This is a genomic window from Amycolatopsis mongoliensis (genome assembly GCF_030285665.1).
In the GTDB taxonomy this organism is placed as follows: Bacteria; Actinomycetota; Actinomycetes; order Mycobacteriales; family Pseudonocardiaceae; genus Amycolatopsis; species Amycolatopsis mongoliensis.
On sequence record NZ_CP127295.1, the window covers coordinates 8,751,423 to 8,767,566 of the forward strand.

The window sequence follows — 16,144 nt, forward strand, 5'->3', positions numbered from 1 at the left end:
GGTCACCCTCCGGGCTGCGTCGTCTTTCCCGCCTTCTTCGACTCCTTCGCCGCTTGCTTCGACTCCTTCGCCGCTTGCTTGGACTCCTTCGCGGCTTGCTTCGACTCTTTCGCGGCTTGCTTGTCGTTCGTGGCCGTGCCGCCGGTTCCGGAAGCCCCCGTCTGCTCCCCGGCCGCCGTCTCCACCGCGGACGACTCCGGCGCGGGCGGAGCCGACGTGAGCTGCGCGCCGGAGGTGGGCCGCTGGTCGCCGCCGGCCGGGACCCCCGCCGCGGGCCGGTTCGGGACCGGTTGTTCCGTCGCGCCATCCGCACCCGGGGCCGCGGGTGGCGTGCTGTCGGACGTGCTCGCGCCGATGGTCACCGTCGTGACCAGCGCCGCGCTCGCGGCGGCCACCTTCGCCGCCGTGGCCCACGACAGAACCGAGGCACCGGTGCTAGTGGCCGCCCCGGAGGAGGCGAGCGATCCGGTGGCGGTCAGCCAGTGCGTCGCCACCGGGATGCCCAGGATGAGCGGGGCGACGGCGGCGGGCAGCTCCGCGTTGAGCTCCCGGAGGCCGGTGGCCAGCTTCCGGCAGTCCGCGCAGCGGTCCAGGTGGGTCGTGATCCGGTGTGCCTTGTGGTCTCCGACGCCGTCGCGCACCCAGCGGGCGAGCTGCCCGGAGACGATCCGGCAGTTGCGCCGCCGGGCCGCGGGGACGTGCTGGTCCAAGTACGCCTGCCGCAGCCCTTCCCGGGCGCGGTAGGCCAGCGCGGCGACGCCGTTCGGCGTCATCCCGAGGTCCTCGGCGATCCGGGCGGGCGACTCGCCCTCGATCTCGGTCCGCCACAGCACCGTCCGCCACCGCTTGGGCAGGCTCGCGAACGCGTCCGCGGCGACGGTGCCGTGCAGCCGGCTGTCCACCGGCTCGTCGCTGCCCTCGCCCGGCAGGACGTCCGGCACCTCGGCGACCAGTGAGACCGCCGAGTCGCGCCGGCGCCAGCTGATCATCGTGTTCCGGATGGTCGTCAGCAGATAAGGCCGGAATTCCTCGTCCGGGCCCTCGCCCGTGCGCAGAATCCGCAGTACGCGGGTGAATCCTTCGGCGATGAGGTCGTCCCGCTCCGCCGCGTCCGAGGCGATCGCGGCCGCCACCCGGCGGGCCGCGACCAGGTGCCGGTCGTAGAGCTGGCCGTACGCGGCGATGTCCCCGCCGCGCACTGCCTGGATCAAGACCGCGTCGCTCGGGACGTCCGTCGTCCCGGCCACCGCCGGTGCCACCTCGGTCACCCGCACCTCCCCCTTGCTCGTGCGCTTGCACGTGCAGAACGTCACGCGATAGTCGTCCACTGAGGGGCCGGGCGCAAGGTTTCGGCGCGGAAAGCCCTTTTTCTTCTGCGGTGAGTATCCCGCACCCCCATCTTGTCAGGCGGCTGAGCGCTCCGGCGCGGTTTCGTCCCGGCCCGGCGGCGCGTCGTTGCCGCGGCGTTACCGAGCGGGTAGAGACGAAGGGCGGTGGCCACCGCGTCAGTGTCCGATGTGGACAGTCCTCGTCCGCTCCCGGGAGGGGCTCCCCCTTGCGCAGAGTCGTCTGCCTGCTGCTGACCTTGCTCCTTCCGGCCATCGTGGGCACCGGCGTGGCCGCGGCCGCCCCCGCGCCCGCGGTGACGGCGATCCCCGCGAACGCCGGCAGAGGCTGGCCGGTGAGCGGCGCCCAAGGCGTCCTCGACCTCGCCGGCCGCGGGTACGTCGAGCAGGAGTATCTTCTGTCCGGCCAAGCCGAAACGTACGCCCAGGACGGCCGGTGGACCGACGACGGCCGCTGGGCCACGCACGTCGCCACCACCGGAAACCCCTACACCACGCGGATGGTCGTGGTGCGGCCCCGTGACCCGGCGCGGTTCACCGGCACCGTCGTGGTCGAGTGGCTGAACGTCAGCTTCGGCGTCGACATCCCGGTCGATTTCTCCCAGTCGTACGAACACTTCCTGCGGGAGGGCTACACCTACGTCGGCGTGACGACGCAGAAAGCCGGAGCCGACAAGCTGAAGAGCCTCGACCCCGTCCGGTACGGCACCGTGGACCTGAGCTCCGACGCGCTCTCGTACGACGTGTTTTCGCAGGCCGCACAGGCGGTCCGGACGCACCCGGAGCTGCTGGGCGGCCGGACGCCGGCGGTCGTGCTCGGCACCGGGCACTCGCAGTCCGCGCTGCGGCTGACCACCTATGCGAACGCTGTTCAGCCGGTGCGCAAGAGCTACGACGGCCTCATGATCCACGGCCGGGCGACCCTGGCGGCCCCGATCGGCGACGGCGTCGTCGGTCCGCTGTCCGCCCGCATCCGCACCGACCTCGACGCCCCGGTGTTCGTCCTGCAGTCGGAGACGGACGTCGTCGCGTCGGCCTCGGTCCGGCAGGACACCGCCCGCGTGCGGACCTGGGAGGTCGCGGGCACGGCGCACGCCGACCAGTACGGGCTGGACCTCTACAACGCGGCCAACGCCCGTGACCGGTCGATCAACGACGGCGCGCCCACGACGTGCGACAAGCCGGTGAACAGCATGACGTTCCGGTACGCGGAGAACGCGGCGTTCGCACACCTGGACCGGTGGGCCCGCGGCGGCGCGGCCCCACCGGCCGCGCCGCCGATCTCCCTGCTGCTGGGCCTGTTCATCCGCCGCGACGCCGACCAGAACGCCCTCGGCGGCATCCGCCTGCCCGACCTCGACGCACCGGTGGCCGCCTACGCGCCCGACAACAGCGGCGGCAACGTGGCGGGCGCGTGCCTGCTGCTCGGCACGACGACACCGTTGTCAGCGGCGCGGATCCGGCAGCTCCACCCGGACCACGCCGCGTACGTCGCGAAGTTCACCGCCGCGGCGGACCGGGCACTCGGCGCCGGCTACCTCCTCCCCGCCGACCACGACGAAGCCGTCGCCCGCGCCCAGGCCGCTCCCGTCCCGTGAGGCGCAGCCGGGGGCCGGTCGGTGCCGGCCGGCCTGAAGGGACGATTTCGGCAGTGAAACCTGTTCCACCGAGTCGGGGCCCGGACACCCCTTGCCCCGTGCGGGTATAGTGCCGAAAACAGTAACGTGTTCTAGTATTGCGCCGTGGAAGGGGCCGGGATGGACGAGCAGGCGATGCGGTATCCGAACCACCTCGGGCATCTGGTCGTCTCCGCCCTGAAGCGCCACCGGGACGCGCCGGTGATGGTGCTGGGCGAGACCACGATGACCGGCGGCGGGACCGCCGAGCAGGTCAGCCAGTACGCCCAGGCCTTCGAGGAGCTCGGGGCCGGGACGGGCGCGGCGGTGGCGCTGCTGTCGCTGAACCGTCCCGAGGTCCTGCTGATCATCGCGGCCGGCCAGATGCAGGGGTCGCGGCGGACGGCGCTGCACCCGCTGGGCTCGCTCGACGACCACGCCTACATCCTCGGCGACGCCGGGATCACCACGCTGATCATCGACCCGGTGCCGATGTTCGTCGACCGCGCACTCGGCCTGCTCGAGAAGGTGCCCGGGCTCACCCAGGTGCTCACCATCGGGCCGGTGCCCGAGCAGCTCGCCCACGTCGGCAAGGACCTGACCGCGACCGCCGCGAAGTTCCGGCCGGGCCCGCTGAAGCCCGCCGACCTGCCGCCGGACCAGGTCGTCTCGATCACCTACACCGGCGGGACGACCGGCAAGCCCAAGGGCGTCATGGGCACCGCGCAGGCGATGGCGACGATGACCCAGATCCAGCTCGCCGAGTGGGAGTGGCCCGAGGCGCCGAAGTTCCTCATCTGCACGCCGCTTTCCCACGCCGGCGCGGCGTTCTTCGCACCGACGCTGCTGAAGGGCGGTTCCCTGGTCGTCGTGCCGAAGTTCGACCCCGCCGACGTCCTGCGGATCATCGAAGAGGAGCGGATCACGGCCACCATGCTGGTGCCGACCATGCTCTACGCCCTGATGGACCACCCCGACTCGCGCACGCGCGACCTGTCGTCACTGCAGACGGTCTACTACGGCGCCGCGTCGATCAACCCGGTCCGGCTGCGCGAGGCGATCGACCGGTTCGGACCGATCTTCGCGCAGTACTACGGCCAGTCCGAGGCGCCGATGGCGATCAGCTACCTCGCCAAGGGCGACCACGACGACGCGCGGCTGTCCTCGTGCGGGCGCCCGTCGGCGTTCCTGCGCACCGCGTTGCTCGACGCCGACGGCGCTCCGGTCGCCCCCGGCGAACCCGGGGAGATCTGCGTGTCGGGCCCGCTGCTGGCGGCCGGCTACTGGAACCTGCCGGAGGTGACCGCGGAGACGTTCCGCGACGGCTGGCTCCACACGGGCGACGTCGCCCGCGAGGACGAGGACGGCTTCTGGTTCATCGTCGACCGGGTGAAGGACATGATCGTCACCGGCGGGTTCAACGTGTTCCCCCGCGAGGTCGAGGACGTGGTGGCCGAGCACCCGGCGATCGCCCAGGTGGGCGTGATCGGCACCCCGGACGACAAGTGGGGCGAAGCGGTGACGGCCGTGGTGGTCCTGCGCTCCGGCGCGGGCGCCGACGAAGCCGCGATCGAGCAGCTGACGGGCGAGATCCAGGCGGCGGTGCGGGAGCGGAAGGGCCCGGTCCACGTGCCCAAGCAGGTGATCGTGGCCGCGTCCCTGCCGATGACCGGACTGGGGAAGCCGGACAAGAAGGCACTGCGGGCCCAGTACGAGCTCCGGAGCGCGAGCGTGTAGGGCGTTATACGGCGGCGACCGCCTTGAGCTTGCCGGGGTTCATCATCCACAGCACCTGGTCGATGCCCTGGGCCGAGGCGGTCACCGTCAGCACCGTGAACACCTCGCCGTCGCGGGACAGCAGCATCGCGTGCGCACCGTTGACCAGCGCCGGGGTCACCGTCACGCCCACCCAGAAGCGGTCGTGGAAGGCGCGGACGTACTTCGCCACCGTCGTCGCGCCGCGGACCGGGATGCGCGAGGCACGGGCCACGCCGCCGCCGTCGGAGTAGCTGATCACGTCGGCCGCGAACAGCTCCTCCAATGTCGACAAGTCGCCTTCCTGGGCCGCGGTCACGAACGCGGTCAGGAGCCGCCGCTGCTCGGTCAGCCCGGCCGGCGCGCGCCGTTCCGCGGCGAGGTGCTTCCGCGCACGGCTGACGAGCTGACGGGCCGCGACCTCCGTCGTCTGCACGATCTCGGCGATCTGGACGTACGGGTAGTCGAACGCCTCGCGCAGCACGTAGGCCGCGCGCTCGGTCGGCGTCAGCTTCTCCAGCAGGAGCAGCACCGCGAGCTCCAGCGCGGCACCCCGCTCGGCCCCCAGCTGCGGATCGGCCGAGGTGTCCACGGGCTCCGGCAGCCACGGGCCGACGTAGGTCTCGTGGCGCGCGTAGGCCGTCTTGGTCGCGTTGATCGCCAGCCGGGTGGTCGCGGTGGCGAGGTAGGCCGCCGGGTTGCGCACCGCGGCCCGGTCACTGGCCTGCCAGCGCAGCCACACGTCCTGGAGCAGGTCCTCCGCGTCAGCGGCGCTGCCCAGCATGCGGTAGGCGATGCCGAACAGCCGCGGCCGCACGTCCGCGAAGACGGCGGTCGCGTCGTCGAGGTCCTGCATGCGGTGCGGATCCCTTCGAAGCGGCGGATGCGGACGGGAGCGTATCGCCGGTGGGGCTTTGTCACGAATCCACCGGCTGTCTTGTCGTAGTCGGTGCGCGGCCATTCCGGGCGCGCCTGGCGGAAGGAACGGACATGAAGGTCGTCGTCATCGGCGGAACCGGCCTGATCGGCACGAACGTGGTCGCGCGGCTGGCCGAGCACGGCCACGAGGCGGTCGCCGCCGCCCCCAGCACCGGGGTGAACACCCTGACCGGTGAAGGGCTGAAGGAGGTGCTGCAGGGCGCGGACGTCCTGATCGACGTGTCGAACTCGCCGTCGTTCGCCGACGACGACGTCATGGACTTCTTCCGCACCTCGACCGGGAACCTCGTCGCGGCGGCGAAGGAAGCGGGGGTCACGCACTACGTCGCGCTGTCGGTGGTGGGCACGGACCGGCAGCCGGACGTCGGCTACTTCCGCGCCAAGGTCGCGCAGGAAAAGCTGATCACCGAGTCGGGCCTGCCGTTCTCGATCGTGCGGGCGACCCAGTTCTTCGAGTTCGCCGGCGGGATCGCGGACACCTCGACCACCGACGGCGTCGTGCGGCTGCCGGGCGCCGGCGTCCAGCCGATGGCGGCGGCCGAGGTGTCCGCGGCCGTCGCCCGGACCGCGGCCGGGCAGCCGGTCGGCGGCCTCACCGAGATCGCCGGCCCGGAGGTCTTCGGCCTCGACGAGTGGGTCCGCACCGTGCTGACCGCGCGCCAGGACCCGCGCGAGGTCGTCACCGACCCGGAGGCGCCGTACTTCGGCGCGGTGCCGGGGCCGGAGGATCTCCTGCCCGGGCCGGGCGCGAAGCTCGCGGAGACGAAGCTCGCCGACTGGCTGACCCGCTCGTGACGCCGGCCGCACGGGTGGCCCGGCGCCACCCGTGCAGCCCCGGCCGCGATGCAGTGAATGACCCATTCACCTCGTCCGACGACATGAATGACTCATTCATGTCGTCGGACCAGCCGCCGCGACCCTTCGACAGATCCAGATCCGAGGCGCCCGACACACTTCGGCGCGCAGGGCCGGGCCGCTGTCAACGAACCTCGGACGCGCGACACCAGACGCCGTCGTGGTCCGGGTCGGCGTTGAGCACGCTGTGCCGGAGCTGTGCTGAGGCTGTGGGTCGAGCGGTCACCGAAGGGTATGCTCATACTCAACAAGTTGACTAGGTGAGGTGAGGCATGACCAGCTTCCGCAACGCCGTCGAGGCCCGGGACCCCGACGCCATGGCCGCGACACTGGCGGAGAACGTGGTGTTCCGGAGCCCGGTGGCGTTCAAGCCGTACCCGGGCAAGGCGATCACGGCCGCGATCCTGCGCGGCGTGCTGCGGGTGTTCGAGGACTTCCGGTACGTGCGCGAGCTGAGTGGCGGCGAAGGTCGCGACCACGCGCTCGTCTTCGAGGCGCGGATCGGGGACACGCGCGTCGAGGGCTGCGACTTCCTGCACTTCGACGACGACGGGCTGATCGACGAGTTCACGGTGATGGTCCGGCCGCTCTCGGCCGCGCAGGCACTGTCGGAAGCGATGGCGGCCCAGTTCGACCGGATCCAGCGCGAAGCACTCAACTAGTTGACTATGTCACTGCGCAACGCGCTGATGGCGGCGCTGTTGGAGGGCGAGGCGTCGGGCTACGACCTGGCGAAGGGGTTCGACGCGTCGGTGGCGAACTTCTGGCCGGCGACGCCGCAGCAGCTCTACCGCGAGCTGGACCGGCTGGCCGCGGACGGCCTGGTCCGCGCCCGGCTGGTCCGCCAGGAGAAGCGGCCGGACAAGCGGCTGTTCTCCCTGACGGAGGCCGGCGCTCTGGCCCTCCGCGACTTCACGGCGCGTCCCCCACGCCCCGGCGTGATCCGCGACGAGCTGCTGATCCAGGTCCAGGCGGTCGATGCCGGCGACGAGGCGGCGGTGCGCCAGGCGCTGAAGGAGCGCATGACCCGGGCGGAGACGAAGATCGCCCGCTACGAGCGCCTTCGCGCGCGCCTGCTGGACGGCCGGTTCGAGGACGACTACCTCGCGGAGGCCGAGCGGGTCGGGCCGTACCTGACGCTGATGCGGGGACTGTCGTTCGAGCGGGAGAACCTCCGCTGGTGCGAGCAGTCCCTGAAGATCCTCGAACGCCGGGCGGCGCGCTAGCTCAGACCGGCGTCGTGCACCAGGATCGCCACCTGGGTGCGGTTCGCCGCCTCCAGCTTGGCCATGATGTGTCCGATGTGGACCTTCACCGTCGACTCGCTCACCACCAGCGCCTTCGCGATCTCCGCGTTGCTGAGCCCGCGTCCGATGTGGACAGCCACGTCGTGCTCGCGCGGGGTCAGTTCCGCCAGCCGGGACCGGGCCCGCGAACTCCCTCCCCCGGAAGCGAAGTCCGTCAACAGCCGCTTCGTGATCTTCGGGGACAGCATCGCCTCGCCGCGGGCCGCCACCCGGACCGCGGTGACGAGCTCGCGCGGCGGCGTGTCCTTCAGCAGGAACCCCGCCGCGCCGTGACGCAGGGCCGCGTACACGTACTCGTCCACGTCGAACGTCGTCAGGACCACCACCGCCGGCGCCGCCGGGTGCGCGGCCAGGCGACGGACCACCTCGATGCCGTCCACCTTCGGCATCTGGACGTCGGTCAGCACCACGTCCGGCCGGTAGCGGTCGGTCAGCTCGACCGCCCGCGCGCCGTTCGTGTCCTCCGCGACCACCTCGACGTCGTCGGCCGACTCGAGGATCATCCGGATGCCGCTGCGGACCAGCTCCTCGTCCTCCAGCAGCACGACCTTGACCGTCACACGCCCTCCCCGACCGGAAACCCCGCCGACACCCGGAACCGGCCGTCGCCGGTCGGGCCGGTGCGCAGGTCGCCCCCGGCCAGCTCGACGCGTTCACGCATACCCACCAAGCCGTACCCGGACCCCGGGACGGCGCTGCCGTGCGGAGTCAGCCGGTTGGTCACCTCGACCGCCAGCCGCTCCCCGGTGACGGCGAGCCGGACGTCGACGGCCGCGTGCGGCGCGTGCTTGCCCGCGTTGGTCAACGACTCCTGCACCACCCGGTAGACGGCCCGGCCGACCTGGTCGGGCACCACGGGCAGCGGGTCGGGCAGCGTCAGCTCGACCCGGGCTCCGGTCGCCGTGACCTGCGCCACGAGGTCCTCCAGCGACGCGAGCACGCCCGGGCCGCTCTCGGCCGGGGCGTCGTCGCGCAGCACGCGCAGGACGGCGCGCAGCTCGTCGAGCGCCGTCGCGCTGGTGGCCCGGATCGTCTCGGCGGCCTGTTCGGTCTTCTCGTCCGGCGCCCGCAGCGACAGCGCGCCCGCCTGCAGTGCGACCGCCGTCACGCGATGGGCGACGACGTCGTGCATCTCGCGGGCGATCCGCCGCCGTTCGGCGAAGACGGCCTGGTCGGCCAGCAGCGTCCGGGTCCGCTCGGCCTCCTCGGCGCGGTCCCGCAGCACGGCCAGCAGCGCCGCGCGCTGGTGCATCCACAGCCCGGCCAGCACCGGGCCGAACACGAAGAACCCCAGCACGATCACGACCTGGGTGAAGCTCTCCGGAGCGCTCAGCACCGGCAAGACCTTGCCCGCGACCCCGGCGACGACCACCGCGAGCCCGGTCACCCAGCTGACGCCGTGCCGGACCGCGACCGAGTACTGCGCCACCATCAGCGGCAGCAGCGTCACCCCGGCCGGCATGCACGCCACCGCGACCAGCAGCACGAGGAACGGCCACCGGCGCCGCGCCAGCAGGGCGAGCCCCGAGACGAGCACCGCGGGCACGTAGAGCGCCGGGTGCGGGTCACGCGGGTCGCCGCCGGTCAAGGTCACCACGATCACGGCCGCGGCCACCGCGACGTCGAGCGCGAGCAGGACGACCCGGCCGTCCCACCAGCTCAGCCAGCGCTTCATCGTGTTCAGGTTAGGGCGCGCCGGATCAGCCGTCACGGCGAGCCAGGGTGAACGTGGTCGCGCCCAGGGCGAGCACGACCAGCGCGCCGAACACCGCGGTCCCCGGCAGGGCGAACAGGGCCGTGCCGCCGAAGGGCAGCACGGTGATCGGCACCCGGGCCAGCGCGGCCAGCGTCGTCTCCCCGACGAACGTCCACACCGCGAACACCCCGACGGCGAGCCCGGTGTGCCGCAGCAGCCCGCCGAGCGCCACCCCGGCGAGTCCGGACAGGGCGGTCAGCGCGAGCACCCCGCCCACCGCCCTGCCTGCCGCCCCCGCGCCGGCAGGCAGGGCGCCCCCGCCGGTCAGCACCCCGGCGGCGGTCAGCACCACCATCAGCACCCCGCCCAGCAGGCCGAGCCCGCCGGCGACCAGCGCCCGCGCGGCGACGATCCGGGCCGGCGAGCGCAGCACCAGCCGGGTGGTCGCGAGGGTGCCGTGCTGGTGGTCGAGCCCGAACGCGGCGGCACCGACGGCGGCGAGCAGCAGCGCCCCCAGCCGGTCGACGAGGCCGAACGCCGAGGTGAACGCGTCGAGGTCGCGGTCGAGGCCCCAGTACAGGCCCGACGCGAACTGCAGCACCCCGGCACCGGCCAGGAGCAGCCACGTCGACCGCAGCGAGCGGGCCCGCACCCATTCGTAGGCCAGTGCGTTCTTCACGGCAGCTCCCCCCGGTGCCGGACGGCGGCCGCGGTCGCGGCGAGGAAGGCGTCCTCCAGCCCGCTCCGCCGCACGAACAGCTCCCGGACGCCGACCCCCGCCCGGGCGGCGATCGCCGCCACCCGCTCCGGGGCGGCGGTGTCGACGACCAGCTCGGCAGCGGCTTCCTGGCGCACGCGCAGCCCGTCGCGGGCCAAGGCGACCATCAGCACGCTGGGGTGGTCGACGCGGACCACGACGTCGGCGCGCGCGTGCCGCCGGACGAACTCCTCGAGGGGCCCGGCCGAGACGAGCCGCCCGGCGCCGATGACGATCAGGTCGTCGGCGAGCAGCGACATCTCGGCCAGCAGGTGCGAAGACGCGAGGATCGTGCGGCCCTCCCCCGCCAGCCGTCGCAGGAGGTCGCGGATCCACCGCACGCCCTCCGGGTCGAGCCCGGTGGCCGGCTCGTCGAGGACCAGGTACTCCGGGTCGCCGAGCAGCGCCGTGGCCAGGCCCAGCCGCTGCTTCATGCCGAGGCTGAACCGGCCGGCAGGCCGCCGGGCCACCGGCTCCAGGCCGACGGTCGCGAGGACCTCCCGCACGCGTCGCGCCGGCAGACCCCCGCCCGCGGCGACCATCCGCAGGTGCGCGGCGGCCGGCCGCGCGGGGTGCACCGCCGCGGCGTCGGTGAGCACCCCGACCGTCCGCAGTGGACCGGGGACCGCCGCGTAGGTCCGGCCGCCGAAGGTCGTGCGGCCGCGGCCGCGGGTCAGCCCGAGCATCAGCCGGATCGTCGTCGACTTGCCGGCGCCGTTGGGCCCCAGGAAGCCGGTCACCACGCCGGGCCGCACGGTGAAGGACAGGTCTTCGACGCCGGAGCCGCCGCGGTAGGTCTTCGCGAGCCCTTCCGCGACGATCACCGGCGCACCGGCTCGTACGCGTCACGACGGCCGAACACGAACCACAGCAGGCTGCCCAGGAACGGCGCGCAGAAGGCGAAGATCACCCAGACGAGCTTCATGCCGCCGGTGAGCCGCGAGCCGAGGATGCTGACCAGGGCGGCCAGGAACAGCACGGCGAAGGCCAGCAGGACGGCACCGGTCAGGCCGAGCACGAGCCACGACCAGGTTTCCTCGTGGCCTTGGATCAGGGCGGCCGGATGCATGGGTCTCTCCTCACGTCGGTCTCTCGCATCCAAGATCGCCGATCGCGCGCCGGAGCACATCCGATCTTCGGCGACTCCGCGCTAGGCGGAAAGTACTAGGCCGCCCGGCCCGCTTGTACGGCTCTTGTACGGCGTCCGCCGACGATTCGCCGCACGGAATCGTTCTGGAGGACAAGTGAGAACCACACTCAAGGCGGCGGTGGCCACGATCGGCCTCGGCGTCGCCCTCACCGGGCTGGCCGCACCGGCCGCCCAGGCCGCGTCGACCTACCCCGTCACGACCACAGTGGACGGTCGCACCGTCAAGGACCCGGACGTCGCGGTGGGCAAGCAGCGCATCGCGAACATGTACCCCTCGGGCACGTCGGTGACGCTGGCCTGCCAGGACACCGGCCCGGCGTACGGCGGCAGCAGCATCTGGGACCTGACCACCGACGGCCTGTGGGTGCCCGATGCCTACGTCAAGACCGGCTCGACGTCGATGGTCGCGCCGCAGTGCACCACGCCGCACGCGTTTCCGGCCAAGGCCGACCTCAACGGCCGCGCGCAGAAGGGCGACGCGGCCGACGCGGCCGGCAGCGTCGCGAACAAGTACCTCACCGGCGCGTCGGTGCCGGTGGTCTGCCAGGCCACCGCGTCGGACGAGATCTGGGACTTCACCAGCGACGACCTGTGGGTGCCGGACGCGCTGATCAAGACCGGGACAGACGGGTTCGTCAGCGGCGTCCCGCACTGCGACACCGACGGCCTGAAGGCGGGCGGCACGGCGTTCCCGGCGGACCCGCGGGCCGACAGCGCGATCGCGTTCGCCAAGGCCCGGCTCGGCCACACCGACTGGAACAACCAGTGCGAGCTGTTCGTCGAACGCGCCTTCGGCACCAGCGGCCGGTTCGCTTCGGCCACCACGCACTACCAGTGGCAGAAGGCCAACGGCCGCATCCACACGGGTTCGGTCGCCCCGGCCGGCGCGGCGGTGTTCTTCACCAGCACCACCAGCAACGGGCACATCATGCTCGCCCTCGGCGGCGGGGTCGCGATCAGCACGGGCCCGTCGGTGTACCAGACCAGCACCTACGCGCAGCGCTCCGACTACCTCGGCTGGGCGTACGTCCCGTCCAGCTGGTAGTCACCGGCGTTCTCGAAGTCGATCTGCCACCCGGCGGGCACCAGGGTGCGCTCGAAGCACACCCGGTGCTCGTCGGGTTCCGATTCGGGTTCGGGCTCCATGGCAGTGATCACAGCACGCCGCCCGCGCCCCGCAGGTCTCAATGTGAGACGACCGCCGAAAAGATCTTCCCCTTTTCACCACGAAGCTGTTGCCCATTCACCCCGCCCGGTTCTAGGTTGTACCGGGCATTGATCGGACTACTGGGGGTCTCATGTCATTGCGCCACCGATTACTGAACGCCGCCGTCGGGGCAAGCGTCCTCGCGAGCCTGGTCGCCGCACCGTCGTCGGCCCTCGCCGCGGCCGGGCCGACCACGCTGCCCGCCTCGCAGTACACCCTGACCGCGAACTACAACCAGTTCGACACGGTCAACTCGGCACTCGTCTCGAAGCTCGGCACCGCGGCCGTCCACACGGTCATGGACAACGCGAACCACGACCGCACGGCGTTGCCGTCGTCGTTCTCCCTCGCCGGGCTCTCGACCGGGTTCCGGTTCGACAGCGGCGACAACTCCGACTGCGCGAACTACCCGCAGGGCATCACGACCAGCCGCGACGCGGTCGGCACCGCCAACAGCGGCAACTACGACGGGCACCAGCTCGTCCTGGTCAGCTGGTACACGAAGGACGGCTGCGACGGCGCGCAGGCTCGCAGCCGGATCACCCTCGTCGACTGGGACGCCACGTACCCCAACAAGTACCGCAAGGTCCTGCTCGTCGAGCCGACCGGCACCGCGGCGGCCCCGGACTTCAAGGACATCCCGATCCACGCCGGCGGCGTCTCCTGGTACGGCGACTACCTGTACGTCGCCGACACCGGCAAGGGCATGCGGGTTTTCGACATGCGGAAGATCCTGAAGACCGACACGGGTGGCACGGCCGACCAGATCGGGCACCAGACCGGCAGCACGTACTACGCCCACAACTACGCGTACGTCCTGCCGCAGGTCGGCTCGATCACCTCGAAGACGACGTCGGGCACGAACCTCGCGTGGTCGTCGATCTCCCTCGACCGGGTGAGCAAGTCGATCGTGATGACCGAGTACACCTGCTCGTCCGGGTGCACCGACTACCCGAACCGCGCACCGCGGGCGATCCGGTACCCGTTCGCCTCCTCCGGCACCTTCGCCGCCACGACGACGGCGAGCCAGGCCCTGCAGCTGCCCTGGTACAAGCTCAACGGCGTGGCGTCGCACAACGGGCGCTGGTGGTTCAACTCGTCCGGCCAGAAGCAGCTCTACTACTGGACGCCGTCCGCCGGCTCCTCCACGTTCTCCTGGGTGGGCAGCGGCGAAAGCCTCTCCTACTGGGAGGACGACACCAGCGCCGACCTGCTGTGGTCCCTGCAGGAAGGCGCGGGCAACCGCAACGTCTTCGCGGTCACCCAAGCCACCTACGGCGGCGGCTGAGGTAGCCTGACCGTATCGGACCTTTCGGACAGCAGCGCGACCCGAGGCGGCACCACCGCCTCGGGTTGCTGCTTGCTGTCCTGCTGGTCCTTTCCGGGGCGCCGGTCGTCCACTCGGTATCGGCCGGGTTCGAGGGCCCGGCCGTGGCCACCTCGCAGTCGCACGTCCTCGTCCCGGGCCGGCATGCGGTGCCGCGTTTGCCGGCTTCGATCCCTTGGGCCGTTTGTCCTTCTTCGGCCGGTCCTTTCGTTGCTCCTCCGTGGTCACTTCTCGAGCAGTCCGGCTCGTCGTCTTCGGTGGGTGCTCCGCTCCTCGAGCGGCACAGTCGGGCGCCTCCGGGCTTTGTGAGCTGAATTCCTTTCCCGGCACCGACTCTCGGTGTCGTGCTCACTGCTGCCCGGAGGGCCTTCTTTCATGTCTGCTGTTGTGCTGTCTCTTCTTGTTGCCACCGTTGCCTTTGCTGTGGGGTTGCTCGTCAAGATGTTCCGTCATGACGAGCCTCTCTTCGGGGGGCTTGGGATCTGTCTACTTGTTGGGCCTGGATCTCTGCTTGCCTTTGTGCATGTGGGGATCAGCGAGTTCTAAAGATGCGGCTTCGCCGGGGCGTGGGAAATCGGCGCTTGCTGTTCTTGGTTCCCGCTCGGTGCGGGAGCGCCGATTCCCCACGCAACGGTATCCCTGCCGGACTTCGTCGTGATCATCCTTTCGGTAACTGTTCAGGTCGTTTTCGGGCTGTGAGCGGGCCTGTGGGATGATCTTGTTGTGGGGGAAGGTGTTCGTCCGTCGTATGACGAGCTGGCCGCGCTGGTCGCAGCGCAGGCGGTAGAGCTCGCGCATGCGCGGGAGGAAATCGCCGCGTTGCGGGCCGAAGTCGCTGCGCTCAAGCGGCGGTTGGGCACGAACTCGGGTAACTCCTCGATGCCGCCATCGTCGGACCGGTTCGCCAAACCCGCCCCGAAGTCGTTGCGTAGCAGGACCGGCCGCAAGCAGGGCAAGCAGCCCGGTGCGCCTGGTGCGAACCTGTCGCTGGTCGAGAACCCGGACAGGATCGTCGAGCATGCGCCGTCGGCGTGTTCAGGGTGCGGTGCAGGTCTGCGCCGCACTGATCGTGCGGGGGTGATGCGGCGGCAGGTGGTGGACCTGCCCGAGGTGCGCCCGTCGGTGACCGAGCACCGCCTGCAACGGCTGCGCTGCCGCGGCTGCCACCAGGTCACCACCGCGCCCGCGCCGGCCGAGGCGACCGCACCCGCGTGTTACGGGCCGAACGTGACCGCGCTGGCGGTGTATCTGCTGACCTTCCAGCACATCCCGGTCGCGCGGACCGCGCAGCTGCTGGCGGACCTGATGGGGTTGCCGGTGTCGACCGGCTGGGTCGCCGGTGTCCTCACCCCCGTCGCCGCCAACCTCGAAGGGTTCGCCGAGCAGGTCGAGCAGGCATTGCGGGCAGCGCCGGTGGCACATTTCGACGAGACCGGTATCCGGGTCGACGGGAAGAACTGGTGGCTGCACGTGGCTTGCACCCCACACCTGACCGCCTACATGCCGCACCGGCAGCGTGGTGGCGAGGCGATGGACGAGTTCGGGATCCTCAACTACTTCCGGGGTGTCGCGGTCCATGACGGGCTGATGTCGTATCAAGATTTCGGACGCAAACACGCCCGCTGCAACGCCCACCACCTGCGCGAACTGGTCGCGGCCGGCGAAGCCCACCCCGAGCACACCTGGCCCACGATCGCGATCAAAACCCTCGAAGCACTCAACACCGCTGCCCATGCCGCGCGAGACGACGGCCTGGACGCCATCCCCGCCCACATCGTCGATCCGCTGATCTCCCGGTTCGTCCGCACCATCCATCTCGGCCTGCTGCTGCACCCACCGAGCCGGCATCGTAAGCAAAGCAAGACCCGCAACCTGCTGGTACGCCTGCGCGACTACCAGCACCAAGTGCTGCTGTTCGCCCGCGACCTCACCGTCCCGTTCACCAACAACCAAGCCGAACGCGACCTACGGATGATCAAGGCCCAGTTGAAGATCTCCGGCGGCTGGCGCACCCAGCACGGCGCCCAGGTGTGGTTGCGCGTGCGCGGCTACATCTCCACCGCCCGCAAGAACGGCCTGCATATCATCACCGCACTCCGCGACGCCGTCACCGGAAACCCTTGGCTGCCAACAACTATCGAAATGACCTGAACAGTTACTCCTTTCGTGTGATGAACATGCGTGCGACT

Annotated in this window: 16 protein-coding genes; 8 read left to right on the plus strand and 8 right to left on the minus strand. The window is 71.3% G+C overall.

Annotated elements, in window-relative coordinates; translation table 11 throughout:
* Positions 1-2 precede the first annotated feature (2 nt).
* Positions 3-1,268 carry a sigma-70 family RNA polymerase sigma factor gene (locus QRX60_RS42045; RefSeq protein ID WP_285997040.1) on the minus strand — a complete coding sequence of 422 codons (1,266 nt, stop codon included), beginning with the start codon at positions 1,266-1,268 and terminating at the stop codon, positions 3-5.
* A 287-nt stretch (positions 1,269-1,555) separates the two neighbouring features.
* On the opposite strand from QRX60_RS42045, the gene QRX60_RS42050 reads away from it, so the two are divergent.
* Entirely contained in the window at positions 1,556-2,944 is a 1,389-nt protein-coding gene (locus QRX60_RS42050; RefSeq protein WP_285997041.1) for an alpha/beta hydrolase domain-containing protein, read from the plus strand.
* A gap of 159 nt (positions 2,945-3,103) precedes the next feature.
* Positions 3,104-4,699: a fatty-acid--CoA ligase FadD8 gene (gene fadD8 / locus QRX60_RS42055; protein ID WP_285997042.1), complete on the plus strand. Its 1,596-nt coding sequence runs from the start codon at positions 3,104-3,106 to the stop codon at positions 4,697-4,699.
* Between the two features lie 4 nt (positions 4,700-4,703).
* On the opposite strand, the gene QRX60_RS42060 is transcribed toward fadD8, so the two are convergent.
* Complete coding sequence (locus tag QRX60_RS42060; protein ID WP_285997043.1) at positions 4,704-5,573, minus strand: RNA polymerase sigma-70 factor; 870 nt, start codon at positions 5,571-5,573, stop codon at positions 4,704-4,706.
* Positions 5,574-5,707: 134 nt separating this feature from the next.
* Here QRX60_RS42060 and QRX60_RS42065 point away from each other — a divergent pair, with 134 nt between their 5' ends.
* The 3 genes from QRX60_RS42065 (at position 5,708) to QRX60_RS42075 (ending at position 7,737) form a co-directional block, all read left to right on the plus strand.
* Positions 5,708-6,451: an SDR family oxidoreductase gene (locus QRX60_RS42065; protein ID WP_285997044.1), complete on the plus strand. Its 744-nt coding sequence runs from the start codon at positions 5,708-5,710 to the stop codon at positions 6,449-6,451.
* 332 nt (positions 6,452-6,783) lie between these two features.
* Positions 6,784-7,173 carry a nuclear transport factor 2 family protein gene (locus QRX60_RS42070; protein WP_285997045.1) on the plus strand — a complete coding sequence of 130 codons (390 nt, stop codon included), beginning with the start codon at positions 6,784-6,786 and terminating at the stop codon, positions 7,171-7,173.
* 6 nt (positions 7,174-7,179) lie between these two features.
* Positions 7,180-7,737 carry a PadR family transcriptional regulator gene (locus QRX60_RS42075; protein ID WP_285997046.1) on the plus strand — a complete coding sequence of 186 codons (558 nt, stop codon included), beginning with the start codon at positions 7,180-7,182 and terminating at the stop codon, positions 7,735-7,737.
* Here QRX60_RS42075 and QRX60_RS42080 read toward each other — a convergent pair.
* The 5 genes from QRX60_RS42080 to QRX60_RS42100 are packed head-to-tail and all read right to left on the minus strand — an operon-like array spanning position 7,734 to position 11,340.
* The gene (locus tag QRX60_RS42080; protein ID WP_285997047.1) at positions 7,734-8,378 is read right to left on the minus strand and encodes a response regulator; all 645 of its coding nucleotides are present in this window, start codon (positions 8,376-8,378) and stop codon (positions 7,734-7,736) included. The two genes, QRX60_RS42075 and QRX60_RS42080, sit on opposite strands and share 4 nt — an antisense overlap.
* Positions 8,375-9,493 carry a sensor histidine kinase gene (locus tag QRX60_RS42085; RefSeq protein ID WP_285997048.1) on the minus strand — a complete coding sequence of 373 codons (1,119 nt, stop codon included), beginning with the start codon at positions 9,491-9,493 and terminating at the stop codon, positions 8,375-8,377. The genes QRX60_RS42080 and QRX60_RS42085 overlap by 4 nt, the downstream gene beginning before the upstream one ends.
* A gap of 25 nt (positions 9,494-9,518) precedes the next feature.
* Complete coding sequence (locus QRX60_RS42090; protein ID WP_285997049.1) at positions 9,519-10,193, minus strand: hypothetical protein; 675 nt, start codon at positions 10,191-10,193, stop codon at positions 9,519-9,521.
* A complete protein-coding gene (locus QRX60_RS42095) occupies positions 10,190-11,095 on the minus strand; it encodes an ABC transporter ATP-binding protein (protein WP_285997050.1) in 906 nt (301 codons plus the stop codon). The genes QRX60_RS42090 and QRX60_RS42095 overlap by 4 nt, the downstream gene beginning before the upstream one ends.
* A complete protein-coding gene (locus QRX60_RS42100) occupies positions 11,092-11,340 on the minus strand; it encodes a PLD nuclease N-terminal domain-containing protein (protein WP_285997051.1) in 249 nt (82 codons plus the stop codon). The genes QRX60_RS42095 and QRX60_RS42100 overlap by 4 nt, the downstream gene beginning before the upstream one ends.
* A 175-nt stretch (positions 11,341-11,515) precedes the next feature.
* On the opposite strand from QRX60_RS42100, the gene QRX60_RS42105 reads away from it, so the two are divergent.
* Positions 11,516-12,466: a hypothetical protein gene (locus tag QRX60_RS42105; RefSeq protein ID WP_285997052.1), complete on the plus strand. Its 951-nt coding sequence runs from the start codon at positions 11,516-11,518 to the stop codon at positions 12,464-12,466.
* On the opposite strand, the gene QRX60_RS42110 is transcribed toward QRX60_RS42105, so the two are convergent.
* Positions 12,430-12,567 (minus strand): hypothetical protein, encoded by a 138-nt coding sequence (locus tag QRX60_RS42110; RefSeq protein WP_285997053.1) that lies wholly within the window; start codon positions 12,565-12,567, stop codon positions 12,430-12,432. The two genes, QRX60_RS42105 and QRX60_RS42110, sit on opposite strands and share 37 nt — an antisense overlap.
* A gap of 152 nt (positions 12,568-12,719) precedes the next feature.
* Between QRX60_RS42110 and QRX60_RS42115 the strand changes: the two genes are divergently transcribed.
* Positions 12,720-13,916, plus strand: a complete 1,197-nt coding sequence (locus QRX60_RS42115) for a hypothetical protein (protein ID WP_285997054.1) — start codon at positions 12,720-12,722, stop codon at positions 13,914-13,916.
* A 762-nt stretch (positions 13,917-14,678) separates the two neighbouring features.
* On the plus strand, positions 14,679-16,106 hold the full coding sequence (tnpC, locus tag QRX60_RS42120; protein ID WP_285997055.1) for an IS66 family transposase: 1,428 nt from the start codon (positions 14,679-14,681) through the stop codon (positions 16,104-16,106).
* Positions 16,107-16,144 lie beyond the last annotated feature (38 nt).

Excerpts from the sequence above, each read along its gene's own strand:
- QRX60_RS42065 (WP_285997044.1), top strand. The coding sequence starts at position 5,708 with ATGAAGGTCGTCGTCATCGGCGGAACCGGCCTGATCGGCACGAACGTG.
- QRX60_RS42110 (WP_285997053.1), bottom strand. The coding sequence starts at position 12,567 with ATGGAGCCCGAACCCGAATCGGAACCCGACGAGCACCGGGTGTGCTTC.
- QRX60_RS42100 (WP_285997051.1), bottom strand. The coding sequence starts at position 11,340 with ATGCATCCGGCCGCCCTGATCCAAGGCCACGAGGAAACCTGGTCGTGG.
- QRX60_RS42070 (WP_285997045.1), top strand. The coding sequence starts at position 6,784 with ATGACCAGCTTCCGCAACGCCGTCGAGGCCCGGGACCCCGACGCCATG.
- QRX60_RS42115 (WP_285997054.1), top strand. The coding sequence starts at position 12,720 with ATGTCATTGCGCCACCGATTACTGAACGCCGCCGTCGGGGCAAGCGTC.
- fadD8 (WP_285997042.1), top strand. The coding sequence starts at position 3,104 with ATGGACGAGCAGGCGATGCGGTATCCGAACCACCTCGGGCATCTGGTC.
- QRX60_RS42075 (WP_285997046.1), top strand. The coding sequence starts at position 7,180 with ATGTCACTGCGCAACGCGCTGATGGCGGCGCTGTTGGAGGGCGAGGCG.
- QRX60_RS42085 (WP_285997048.1), bottom strand. The coding sequence starts at position 9,493 with ATGAAGCGCTGGCTGAGCTGGTGGGACGGCCGGGTCGTCCTGCTCGCG.
- QRX60_RS42060 (WP_285997043.1), bottom strand. The coding sequence starts at position 5,573 with ATGCAGGACCTCGACGACGCGACCGCCGTCTTCGCGGACGTGCGGCCG.